This window comes from Nostoc sp. UIC 10890, from assembly GCF_054786515.1.
This window is the reverse complement of sequence record NZ_JBSGKF010000001.1, coordinates 2,900,010-2,913,256: the sequence shown is the minus strand read 5'-3', so window position 1 is coordinate 2,913,256 and position 13,247 is coordinate 2,900,010. Positions and strand designations below refer to the sequence as shown.

Below are 13,247 nucleotides of genomic sequence, written 5' to 3'. Positions count from 1 at the left end.
AATGAGTAATGAGTAATGAGTAATGAGTGATGAGTAATTATTAATTAGTGCTGAGTAATTAGTAATTAGTAATGAGTTTTGAGTACTTTATTTAGTATTCAAGACTCTACATTTTGGCTTTTTAAATTTTAACTTGGAATAAATCGATGACAATGCTTAAATTGCGGAAAGTATGGTTGAGAATTACGTCACAATGGTATGCTCCAGCCAATAAAAATTATTACTCATTGAAATGGCGATCGCGAAATCTATTATTACTATCAATTGTAGTGATTTTGTCTATTAGTATTAGTGCTACAGCTATTACTAGTTACAAGATTATTAAGGGGTTGTTGCTTAATAGTCTCAAGGAGCAAGCACTTTTAAAAACACAGCAAGGTCAGAATGATATTGATAACTGGTTAGCCATTCGGAAGACAGAAATTAAGACTTTGGCAAATTCTCCAGTGGTGCGATCGCTAGATTGGTCTGTGATGGAACCTTACTTGCAATCTGAGGTGAAGCGGCTACAAACGTTTTTGCTGATGTCATTGAGCATACCAGATGGTGCATTAATTAACACTCAAGGGGGTCGTCTAAATGTTAAAGATCGAGAATTTTTTCAGCGGAGTATAGTGGGTGAGACGATAGCCGCCGATCCAATTATTGGCCGCACAAGCAATCAGTTACAGATTCAAATTAGTTCGCCGATTCCTGCCCAAACAGCCACAAAGCCAGCAGGTGTATTAATGGGAGGTATTCCAATTAACCGAGTCGTTGAAGTGATCAGCAATTTGCATCAAGGTAAAGGTAGCTATGCCTTTGCGCTAAATTCTCAAGGAGTTCCCATCGCCCATCCCAATACGGAACTAATTGGCACACCCGAAAAAGCTGCTGAGAGTTTCCTCAACTCGCCCAATCCCAGGCTGGCTGAAATTGTTCAACAAATGATAGCTAAAAGCACAAATATTGAATTTGTTCAACTAGATGGTAAATGGAACTATATTGCTTATACTCCCCTAAAAGAAGCAAATTGGTCAGTAGCTTTAGTTGTGCCACAAGAAAATATTGAATCACCATTGCAGGCTTTGAACCTGTTAGCTACGGTTTTGGGAGGATTGCTACTGGTTGGGTTGATTAGTGCGTGGCGACAAGTGCAACTATATGAACAGATTCGCGATCGCGCCTTGGTTTCCAGCCAGCAGGCGCACGAACTCAGCAAAACTTTGAAAGAATTGCAAAATACCCAGGCTCAACTCATCCATACCGAAAAAATGTCTAGTCTGGGACAAATGGTTGCTGGGGTGGCACACGAAATCAATAATCCTGCCAATTTTATTCATGCCAACCTCAACCATGCCAGTGAATACAGCGCAGGTATCCTCGATTTGCTCAAGCTTTATGAACAAACCTACCCAAATCCGACAGCCGAAATTAGCGATCGCGCCCAAGACCTTGATATTGAGTTTCTAGCAGAAGATTTACCCAAGTTAATGGCATCAATGCAAGTAGGAACCAAGCGCATTCGTCAAATTGTGCTGTCGCTGCGTAATTTCTCGCGCCTCGATGAAGCAGACATGAAATTTGTAGATATTCACGAAGGATTAGACAACGCTCTGATGATTCTGAACCATCGCCTAACAGCCACGCCTAATCAACCAGAAATTCAAATCATTAAGAAATACGGTGATTTACCCCTAGTAGAATGCTACGCGGGGCAACTCAATCAGGTATTTATGAATGTTCTGGTAAATGCGATCGATGCACTGGAAGAAGCCAGCCAAAAACGTAGTTTTGAGGCTCTTGAAAATAACCGTAATCAAATTAAGCTCCAAACCCAAATTGGCAAATCAAGTGATTGTGCGATCGTTCAAATTTACGATAATGGGATTGGGATGTCACAGGATGTAAAACAACGGGTATTTGACCACATGTTTACCACTAAACCTGTGGGCAAAGGAATTGGATTAGGAATGGCGATCGCTTATCAAATTGTTGTAGACAAACACGCAGGAACTATTGAAGTTGATTCTACCCCAGGATGTGGGACAGAGTTTACCATCTGTATTCCTTTAACAAGTAACAAGTAAAAATTACTGACAAAATTGGAACAGTCAGGAATTATATCAAAGATTGTTTTAGCTAATTTATATACTCATGATTAGAGGCGATATACTTTAAGAAATTTGATTTTTAAATTTAATCTGCTCTAATTTTTACACTTTAATTCAGGAAACTCTCGGCAGATTATGATATAAATCTAAGGCTTTTTGAGAAAGGCGATCGCTGCTTTAGGAAAGGCTAGTTTTTATGTTTTGCGACAACGTGGAAGCCACATTATTTTACGTCGAGATAGAGCCATTTGCTGAAGTGGTTGTTCCGAATCATCAAGAATTAGATTTGATTCGTAAAGAAAATCTTAAGGGCACTCAACTTATTACTAGGTCTGAGTTTCAGCCAATAGGTGCTGTATTGACTTAAATTACTGAAACCCTGATTAGACAAGTACTTTACTTTAGTTTACAAATTAGCTCTTAGACAAAGGAACTTTACGAGCAATTATTAGACAGGTTGGGCTGAGTGTTGATGGTTTTATCGAGTTGCTGTAAGTCAAAAAATGAGTGCGGTCGCTATTTTGAAATATCAGAATGAGTAAGTGCGATCGGTATTAGGTAAAGGCACAAACTTAAGGTTGGATCGGTACAAATTCATACTTATCAGTACCAGGTCTTTGTTGAACTTTGACTAAGAACATGGGATTGTCTTTGCGATCGCCTGATGCTAAAAACTGAATTTTTCCTGTCGCACCATCGACTGAAAACCTCTGACTGTGCAGTGCTTCTTGCAGTCCATGACGAGTTTTGCTTGGCTGCAACCCTACAATAATTGCTTTAGTCGCATCATAAGACGTTGCCGTTCGCCAATTCACAGTTCCACCCCAGAGTCTTTTAGCGTTTTCCTCAAAGGGATTTTCAGGAAATGCTTGGGAATGCCAAGGTATAGCAATTATCATGCCTTTAATAGCTTCCCCTTCTTCTAATATGTCGTTCCTGAATAGAGTAGAACTACTAAATACTTCCAATTGCCCTTGAGTAGTTCGCGCTACTGCTAAACCTTCCTTGATTCTTTCTATATAGATAGCTAATACCAAGGCATTAGCGCCATTGCGTATAGCTTGATCTGTGACTGCTTTAGGGTCAAAATTTCTGGTAGAAATATTGCAATTTGTGGAATTTATCTGACCACCAGCTGCCTTGATTGCTTTAATAAACCTATCCTTAAACAATAAATTATCTAAAGATTGGGGATCAACACACATCAGAAAATTGGTTTTGCGGGCTATGTTGACAGCATAATTAGAAACGCTATCTGCTACCGAGTTAACACTAGGAGCAGTGCGGAAGATATAGTTACCAACATTAGAGAGATTAGGGGCATAGCTAGTGGGAGACATCATTACTAACCCGTCTTTTTGATAAACTGGAGCTGCGGAGAGAGAAGCATTGCTAGAATTATGTCCGACTACAGCCAAAATGCTGGCATCTTTGACAAACCGAGTGGCAAGTAGTACGGCTGTGCTTGGGTCATTATCATCATTAGCGATCGCTACTTTTAAAAGTTTGCTGTCAATACCACCCATACGATTCACTTCATCTTGAGCTTGAGCTACACCACGTAGCATCTCTTTAGCTACATCTGAATTTGTCCCAATGGGTACACTTACAGCAATTTTCAGGGGTTCACCTCTGCGAACAGCTTTAGCATTGTTTAAGTAAATCAATGCTTCTGGGTCTGTAAGATTTAGGTTCCGATAAGACTCAAGTTTCTTAATAGCATTCTGACAATCACCATCGGCAAATGCTTCAACTCCAGCTTTTTTATCTGGATTTGTATCTTGTGTCAATAAAATCTCTTCACCTACACTAATTTTATCGCCTAAAATATACTTGTCATCAACAGGACAAGATTTAAATACAGGTTGAGGACGAAACATAGCGACTAAAATACCGCCAATAATTGTTCCAATAATTCCCACTCCTATATAATTCCAAATATTGCTACTTTTGGAAATTAAAATATGTTTAGATATTGGATTTTTATGAGTTTGTTGTTTGGCAATGATAGAAGCTTCAATTAGGGCGATTGATTCATCTGTTAGTCCTAATACTTGTTGAAAACGTTTCAAATCAGTGAGAGCTTTATCACTGAGAGGAAATTTGACTTCAATTTCTTTACATAAAACCTGCTCATATTGCTGCAATTTATGCTTATAAATTTTAATAGGCTCTAAAACTTGGGTTTCAATTTCATTAGTGTCATTCGTTGTTAGTTCTAGCCTATTTCTTAGTTCTTCTAATGCAGCACGACCTGTAAAAGAAATTTCACCATTACCACCTTCTACCCAATACTCAACTTCTCGACGATATCTTAAATAACGATTATCAATAGGTGCTTTTCCAAGGTTGATTTTATAGCCTTCTTTGATGGCATAGATTTCTGGTTTCATTGCGGGAGAAACTTCTTGTACTTTCTTGCTGGCATACTCGTGCAATTCATCAACAGAAATCCAACCATCTTCGTCCCGGTCTGCTGCACCAGTCTCCAGTCCCTCAACTATGTAGCGGGTGTAAGTTGAGGTATCTGCCCCTTGCTGTTCAAAAGAATATTGAGTGGAAGTTGAAGATGTGAGAACAGCTCGCCCTTCTCCACCCAATTGGTTTCTGATGTCAACAAAACCATGATCTTTTGCTGACATTCCTTCAGCAAATGCGCCACTAAAGCAACAATCAAGAATTACTACCTCGCGCCTAGAGCGACTATTACTCATGACCTCATGCACAAAGCTAGCTGGTACTGTTGTTGACTTAATTAATGTTTTATGAGTGTTACGAGATGCAAAGTAAAGCTTACCACTCTCATCCTTAATACCATGTCCAGAAAAAAATAGCACCAAGAGGTCATCTTTTTGACGACCATCAAACAAGGTTTCGATAGCTACTGCCATCTGATGTTGTTGAGGATTTAGCAGCAGTGTTACGTCATCAAAGCCCCCAATTTCTGGGTGCAGCAAAACTCGCTGCATTGCCTCTACATCTTTTGTTGCTGCTGGCAATGGAGTAAGACCAGGTTCATACTCACTGACTCCGATTAGCAGTGCTACTTTCGCCATTTTCTTATCTTCCTTACTGCTGGAATTTCTTAGTTACCTGCGACAAACTTTTGCGCTTGTTCAATGGCTGCGGTTAACTCTTCCCGACTGCTGGCTTTAACTTTCAGTTTTTTGCCGTTAGCCTCAACTTCCAATTCAATAGTTTTGTTGCCCAAGCGATCGCCCAAAAATCCCAGCAATTTCTTAAAATTGGCAAGGCTGACCTCTGCTTGCAATACACCCAACAAAAAACCGCCAACAGATTTGGCTCCTTCGGGTATTTCTGTAACTGCTACTAGTTCAGCACTTTCAACATCTAAGTCTTTGATTTCTCGCAACAGATTCCGTGCTTCTCGTTCTTGCTCCTCTGCATCTAAATCTGGATTAGCAAGAGCGATCGTCAGTTTGACGTTAGATTCAAAACTCATTTTGTACCCTTTTCGGTTTTTAAGCAGTTGACTGTCAACTATATTGCCGTAATTTCTCTATTGACATCATAGCTGCTATGTAAATTTCCTGAAACTTCTTCAAGATTTTTACAAAAACTCATAAAATTTCAGTAAAAATTACTAGAAATAGGAGTATTGTCCCTTCTCTAATTAGGAGCAGTAGTATAAAATTAGCGACGCAGATTGCTAAAACCAAGTAGAAACGAAAAATGGTGTTATGTCATGTTCGCTTGATTGCTTATTAAACCTGAAGAACCCCACCCTGTAGAAGGATGGGGAATTAAGGCGTTCAGTTAAATCATTTAAAACAAGTCTAAATCTGTCACAGCCCCAAGACTGCTAGAAGATACCAATTTGGCATATTTCGCCAACACGCCTTTAGTGTAACGGGGAGCCGGAGGTTGCCAGTTAGCACGACGACGAGCCAATTCTTCTTCAGATACATTCAACTGCAATAAACGAGCGGGTGCATCAATAGTAATACTATCGCCTTCTTCTACAAGCGCGATCGCACCACCAACTGCGGCTTCTGGAGCAACATGACCAACCACCATGCCATAAGTACCGCCAGAAAAGCGTCCGTCGGTAATTAATCCCACCGCATCACCCAAACCAGCACCGATAATTGCTGAGGTGGGAGCCAACATTTCTCGCATTCCAGGGCCGCCTTTAGGCCCTTCATAGCGGATGATTAGAATATCACCAGCTTGAATCTTACCCGCCAAAATTGCATCTAAAGAGGCTTCTTCGGATTCAAATACTCTTGCAGGCCCGGTAATTACTGGTTTTTTCACGCCAGTAATTTTAGCGACAGCCCCTTCTGTTGCCAGATTACCTCTGAGGATGGCTAAATGTCCTTGAGCATACATTGGATTATTCCAAGTCCGAATCACATCTTGATTGACAGATGGTTCTTCGGGGATGTCTGCTAATATCTCTGCAATGGTTTGCCCGCTAATGGTCAGGCTATCACCGTGTAATAAGTCATGCACAAGTAGCATCTTCATTACTTGGGGAATGCCACCAGCTTTGTGCAAATCTGTAGCGACATATTTACCACTTGGTTTTAAATCACACAAAACGGGAACACGGGCGCGGATTGTTTCAAAGTCGTCTATAGTTAAATCTACCTCAGCGGCACGAGCGATCGCTAAAAAGTGCAGCACTGCATTCGTCGAACCACCCACTGCCATAATCACAGAGATAGCATTCTCTATAGATTTGCGGGTGATAATTTGGCGGGGCAAGATTTGTTTACGGATAGCTTCGACTAGCACAGATGCCGATTTTTCCGTGCTGTCGGCTTTTTCGGCATCTTCGGCTGCCATTGTTGAAGAATAGGGTAAACTCATCCCCAACGCTTCAAATGCTGAAGACATGGTGTTAGCTGTGAACATTCCCCCACAGGAACCAGCACCAGGACAAGCCCGACCTTCAACTTCTAATAATTCCTTTTCGTCAATTTTTCCAGCACTGTATTGACCAACAGCTTCAAAAGAACTGACAACAGTTAAATCGCGTCCGTTGTAATGACCGGGTTTAATTGTGCCACCGTAGACAAATATTGCCGGGATATTCATCCGGGCCATTGCAATCATTGCCCCTGGCATATTTTTATCACAACCGCCAATGGCTAGTACACCATCCATACTTTGTCCGGTACAGGCGGTTTCAATGGAATCAGCGATGACTTCCCGCGACACTAGGGAATATTTCATCCCTTCTGTTCCCATCGAAATCCCGTCGCTAATGGTAATCGTGCCGAACATTTGTGGCATCGCCCCGGCGGTTTTTATCCCCACCTCTGCCCTTTGCGCCAGCTGATTTATCCCCATATTGCAGGGCGTAATGGTGCTGTAACCGTTGGCAATACCGACAATGGCTTTGTTGAAATCTTCATCTTTAAAACCAACTGCACGTAGCATAGCCCGATTTGGCGATCGCTGCACTCCTTGCGTCACTACTTGGCTTCTCAAATTCTCCGACATCTTTTTTCCTTCCCTGGCATCATCGCAACTATTGCGATTGTATTATCTGATTTTCTCATGCATACGCGGCGCGATCGAACATAAGCCAGCATTAACGTTAGTGATAAATACAACAATTATAAAAATACCCCTCCCCGATCAGGTGGGGTAGGGGTCAAACCAATTCGCAATTCGCAATTAAATCAGTGTTAGCTCTTTAGCGGGGTGGGTTTCTAGCGGGAATTAGGATGATTAATCTAACTTGATATTAGACCCCGGTTATTCACTCATTAATTAAAGGATAATGTCGCTTGCTACTAGTCCTGGCGCTCCTGCGAGTTGAACCTCAAACTCGGCGGCAAAATCGAAATTGGTGTTAGCTTGAAGAATACCTCCTGCATAACGGACTTGACCGACTGCGGAGAATGCGCCAGCTCCAATGAAAGTGAAGGCTTGGTTGTTTGCTATAAAGGGGTTGGCATCAATGGCAGATAGATCAATTTGATCACCTGCAAAGATACCGTTTCCAACGAAGTCAGTGATCACATCTCGTAACAAACCAGGTTGACTTTCTGAAGCTGAGTTGAAAACGAAAACATCATTACTCGATCCTCCAGTCAGGCGATCTGTTCCACTACCACCGATGAGGCGATCATTGCCACTACCACCAGTCAGGCTATCGTTGCCCAATCCGCCGTTAATGGTATCGTTGCCACCATTACCATTGAGAACGTTATTGCCGGAGGAGCCAATAATTGTCTCACCGCCCTGGCTACCCTCAACATTCTCGAAGTTACTGATGGTTTCAGTATTGCCACCACTAACGGAGGTTAAACCTGTTGCCAGGTTGATTGTGACCCCGGAACCGAAGGTGACACCGGAATAATCAATTGTGTCTACACCAGTTCCGCCATTATGGACATCAAAAGTTACAAAGTCGGTATCAATGATGCGATCGTTACCACTGCCGCCGTTGGTTGAGTCAACACCAGCACCACCATTAATGGTATCGTTGCCACCATTGCCGTTGAGGACGTTATTGCCAGAGGAGCCAATAATTGTTTCACCGCCTTGGCTACCCTCAACATTCTCAAAGTTAAGGATGGTTTCAGTATTGCCACCACTAACAGATGTTAAACCTGTTGCCAGGTTGATTGTGACTCCAGAAGCGAAGGAGACACCGGAATAATCAATTGTGTCTACACCAGTTCCGCCATTATGGACATCAAAAGTTACAAAGTCGGTATCAATGATGCGATCGTTACCACTGCCGCCGTTGGTTGAGTCAACACCAGCACCACCATTAATGGTATCGTTGCCATCACCACCAGATAATTGGTTATTTTGGTTGTCGCCAGTAATGCTGTCATTTGCATTTGTGCCAATGACATTATCAAAGTTGACTACAGTAAATGGCAATGCTCCCAAAAAAGGAACGTTATTGGCAGTCAAACTTTGATTTTGCAGGTTAACGGTGATAGATACTCCAGGCAAAGATTGGGATGCATCTATGGTATTGTTGGCAACATTAGCATTAGCAATAATCTTTTCGACTTGAAAGAGTTGATCTTGCCCCAATCCTCCAGCTTTTTGAATGGTTCCAATACCTGACAAGGTAATTCTTTGACCTAGTTGACTGTAGTCGGCGGTATCAAAGCCATCTCCACCATTAATGTTGTCGTTACCTTGACTGCCTTTGAAGATGTCATTGCCTACGCCCCCATTGAGGCTATCATTGCCACTACCCCCATCGAGGCTATCATTGCCAGCACCCCCATTGAGTGTATCATTGCCAGCACCACCATTCAGGGTATCGTTGGTGCCAAGAGCGTTAAGAATGTCGTTACCGTTCAGTCCGTTGATGGTATCAGCAGCATCGGGGATTAAAAGATTTGGAAAAACAAAAACTGGATCGACGATACCGTTCAGGGCAGGGCGAAAAGCAAATGGGACACCGTTGAAGGTATTGTTGTCATTGAAATTGCTACCGTTTATAGTTGCCATAATGAATTCCTCTGATAGTTTCAAAAAGTAAAAGTTAAGAAATTATCTTGTCATTTCCTCGCTAGGAAAGGAGTAGGATAAATGAATAGATATTTGAACCAGACCTAACTTCAGTAGGTCTTTACCGTCAATTCTAAAGATTTGAGAAATACTGCATATATCGATGATGTTGGCATTAAAAATTGTGCCAGCAATCATGTTTTATCCTTGTGCCTAATGTCTTCATTTTCAAGACCAGGCTGCTAGGCAAGAAGCAGATTTACTCGGATGTAACTTTAGGTGTCTTTGATGTTTTTAATTTATATCGAAATCACAAGGTCGTGATAGTACCCCTCAGGGTACTTTGTTTTATTTATCAGAAAAACTTACTCAAACAAAAGCTTTTGCGATCGCAAAAATATCAATACTTATAACAGAATACGTATATTTTACTACATTTAGTTCGGCATTTAACATGCATTTTTCCGTGAGATTATGGCTGGCTCAAGAAGTCGTTAATAGCGTGTAATAATTGATGGAAAGTGTAAGGCTTCCTTAAAAATATATTGACGCCAACGTTAGCGGCTTCAACCATCTGACTCTCAGTCACAGTGCCGCTGATACCCATAATCTTGACTTGTGGATTCATTTGTTGCATTATGTCAATGGCAGTCAACCCATCCATTGATGGCATCATCATATCCATCAACACCATACTGATTTTATTTTTATGCTGGGCGTATAATGAGATTGCCTCAATGCCGTTAATAGCTGTCAGAGTTTTGTAGTTGTGGTCTTCTAGCAAAGTTTTACTAATCTCTAGAATAGCTGCTTCATCATCTACAACTAGAATCAATTCTCCGTTGCCGTTGGTCAATTCCAATTTTTCTGGTTGCTGCTTTGTAGTTCTGTTTATGGCTGGTAAGTACACTTCAAATTGGGAACCTTTACCTACCTCACTAGACACTTTCACAAAACCATTGTGGTTTTTGACAATCCCAATCACAGTTGACAAACCTAAGCCAGTGCCTTTGCCTGGCTCTTTGGTTGTGAAAAAGGGTTCAAAAATTCGCTCCAAAATTAGTGGCGGAATCCCAAATCCTGTATCTGAAATAGTTATGACTACATAAGGCCCCACCTGAGCATTTAGATTCATTTTGGCAAAGCTTTCATCAACGAATAAATTCTCCGCAGATATAGATAAAGTGCCACCCTTGGGCATGGCATCACGAGCGTTGACGCACAAATTCATTAACACCTGATGAATTTGAGTAGGATCTGCCAAGATAGTCCAGAGTTGATGTCTAGGCAGATTATTGATAATTGCGATGGATTTGGGAAATGTGCTTTTGACAATTTGATTAATTTCTAGTAATAGATGTTCTATTTGTAAAGAAATACCATTGCCTTCAGACCTACGAGAAAAAGTCAGAATTTGTTTGACTAAATCCGCCGCACGTTTAGAGTTATGTTCGAGCAGCTTCAACAGTTGATGATTACGTGCATCTAGATTGGGAAGTTTGAGCGCTAACATTTCTACTGAGGAGAGAATGGGCGTCAAGATATTGTTGAGGTCGTGAGCAATACCACTTGCCAAAGTGCCAAGGCTCTCTAGGCGTTGGGCACGGAGAAATTGGGCAAGGAGTTGTTTTTTCTCGGTGATATCGGTGTCAACGGAGAGGATGGATTTGGGTTGTTCTGCTTCATCACGCATCAGTGTCCATCGGCTTTCCACGATAATTTCTTTGCCGCACTTTGTTACTTTATGTAACTCACCTTGCCATAAGCCACAGTCAGTAACATTTGTTAAAGCCGCTTGCAATTGCTGTGAGCTTTCTTTGCATAGCAACTCCTCCAGGTTCTTTCCAAGAGCCTCGTGAGCTTCCCAACCATACAGACGTTCTGCGCCTTGATTCCAGAATAAGATTTGGTTTTGGAAGTTTCGCACAACGATCGCATCAGAAGCAATATCTAATAAAGCTGCTTGTTCACGAATTTTCTGTTCTGCCCACTTGCGCTCAATGGTCGTAGCCAATATATTAGCGATCGCTTGCAAAAAGTGAATATCATTTTGGGTAAACTCCCGGTGTCTAGTTGTGTGTGCGCCTAAGACACCAAGAGGTTGTTTTTGTCCCTGAATGATGACGCTAATCCCACTAATTACTGAGTGGTCAATCAATAACGGTGGCCCTTGAAACCGCGTTTCTTTGGCAAGGTCGCAAACAATTACTGGCTCATGGGAAAGTAGTGTATAGGAAGCCTGAGTCTGATTCCCTGCACCTAATTCTAATTTAAAATTTCCCACTAGCCCTGACTGCCAACCGAATCCCGATCGCAACAATAAGCTGTTCTCATCCGGGAGGAGTTCTAAAACTTTGCTGTACTCTACCTCAAGGCTTTGAGTAATCAGGATAACAGCTTCGTCCATTAATGCGTAAAGGTCGATATTCGCCAGAGCTAATTGACCAAGTTTAGCCACAGCTGCCTGCTGGCGCACACGCGCTCTTAAACCCGATTCCACCCGCTTGCGTTCAACAAGTTCAGTTTGTACCTGCTCATATAGTTGAGATTGCTGGATGGCAATGCCTACCTGTGTTGCCAATTGTTTGAGTAAATCGATTTCCCATGTCTGCCACTGGCGGGGTGCTGCACACTGGTTAGCAACTAATAATCCCCACAATTTTTTTCCTTGTAAGATAGGGACTGCCAAGTTTGCCCTGACCTGAAACTGAGTGAGTAAATCACGGTGGCATTCAGTCAGACCGGATGTATAAATATCTGCAACAGCTTGGATGCGCCCCTGTCTGTACTCCTCACCGTGAGTTTCCATAAAATAAGTGTCTTTGACTTGGGTATGCAGAGTCGAAATCCAATTTTCATCAACAGATTCCACCACCACCACTCCGGTGTAGTCTGGTTCAAACTGATACATGAACACTCGATCTACTTGTAAAAACTGACGTACTTCAGTGACGGTGGTATTGAGAACATTATCCAAATTCAAACTCTGGCGAATGCGCTGGGCAATTGCCATCACTAGTCGCTGCCATTGAATTTGCTGTTGTAATGCCTCCTCTGCTTGCTTACACTCTGTGAGGTGACATAATGAATTAAACTCATCATTGTTCATCTGTAATATGCTACTTGCGTAGGGAGGGAACAGGGTACAGGAAAGAAGGGAATAGGGAATAGGGAATAGGAAAGAAGGGAATAGATGTGTATTGAGTTTTATTTAAAAATCAAATAGGAATCCTGTCCTATATAGTTAAAACTATTTGATGATGAGAGGATCTAAATTTTACGGCGGTTGTTATTTTTATAGTTCTTCCTTAAGAGGTGCGCCGATTTAAAATATGTTTCCTTTATTGCAGCATAAATTATCATTTGTAACAACTTTCGGAAACTGTATGTATATTGAGTTAATGAGTGAAATCAGGTGTTCAATCTGGCTTCGACAGAGTTTTTTAGCTGTTTTGACCACTAGGGTTTAGACTAAATCTTACTTAGAGATTGTTTGAAAAGCCGGGCGACTAGAAGCATTGGTGTCAACTTAACGCGAAACCGCACGTCCGCCAGGGATTGTAAATCCTTGTCTCATAGCGAAAGTCATCTGAAGATGACTAGATATCCCCAAAAATATTCAGTCTACTTCAGTAGACTTTAGCTATGAGCCAGAGAATTCATTCTCTGGCGGGTTATGAAGCCCGCAGCGAAGCTATT

The 13,247-nt window shown here is 41.7% G+C and carries 7 protein-coding genes; 2 read left to right on the top strand and 5 right to left on the bottom strand.

All coding sequences use genetic code 11. The features are described from left to right. Positions 1–146 precede the first annotated feature (146 nt). Positions 147–2,069 carry a sensor histidine kinase gene (locus ACWATR_RS11565; RefSeq protein ID WP_460332354.1) on the top strand — a complete coding sequence of 641 codons (1,923 nt, stop codon included), beginning with the start codon at positions 147–149 and terminating at the stop codon, positions 2,067–2,069. A 220-nt stretch (positions 2,070–2,289) separates the two neighbouring features. Further along, positions 2,290–2,460, top strand: coding sequence for a hypothetical protein (locus ACWATR_RS11560; protein ID WP_460332352.1), 171 nt, complete (start codon positions 2,290–2,292; stop codon positions 2,458–2,460). Between the two features lie 205 nt (positions 2,461–2,665). Here ACWATR_RS11560 and ACWATR_RS11555 read toward each other — a convergent pair whose 3' ends face one another. The 5 genes from ACWATR_RS11555 to ACWATR_RS11535 all read right to left on the bottom strand — a co-directional run bounded on the left by ACWATR_RS11555 (position 2,666) and on the right by ACWATR_RS11535 (position 12,657). Continuing rightward, positions 2,666–5,149, bottom strand: a complete 2,484-nt coding sequence (locus ACWATR_RS11555) for a caspase, EACC1-associated type (protein ID WP_460332350.1) — start codon at positions 5,147–5,149, stop codon at positions 2,666–2,668. A 29-nt stretch (positions 5,150–5,178) separates the two neighbouring features. Next, the gene (locus ACWATR_RS11550) at positions 5,179–5,556 is read right to left on the bottom strand and encodes a hypothetical protein (protein WP_069067845.1); all 378 of its coding nucleotides are present in this window, start codon (positions 5,554–5,556) and stop codon (positions 5,179–5,181) included. Positions 5,557–5,879: 323 nt separating this feature from the next. Then, positions 5,880–7,565, bottom strand: a complete 1,686-nt coding sequence (gene ilvD, locus ACWATR_RS11545) for a dihydroxy-acid dehydratase (RefSeq protein ID WP_460332348.1) — start codon at positions 7,563–7,565, stop codon at positions 5,880–5,882. A 273-nt stretch (positions 7,566–7,838) separates the two neighbouring features. Next, a complete protein-coding gene (locus ACWATR_RS11540) occupies positions 7,839–9,548 on the bottom strand; it encodes a beta strand repeat-containing protein (protein WP_460332346.1) in 1,710 nt (569 codons plus the stop codon). 472 nt (positions 9,549–10,020) lie between these two features. Then, positions 10,021–12,657, bottom strand: a complete 2,637-nt coding sequence (locus ACWATR_RS11535) for a GAF domain-containing protein (RefSeq protein WP_460332344.1) — start codon at positions 12,655–12,657, stop codon at positions 10,021–10,023. Between the last annotated feature and the right edge of the window lie 590 nt (positions 12,658–13,247).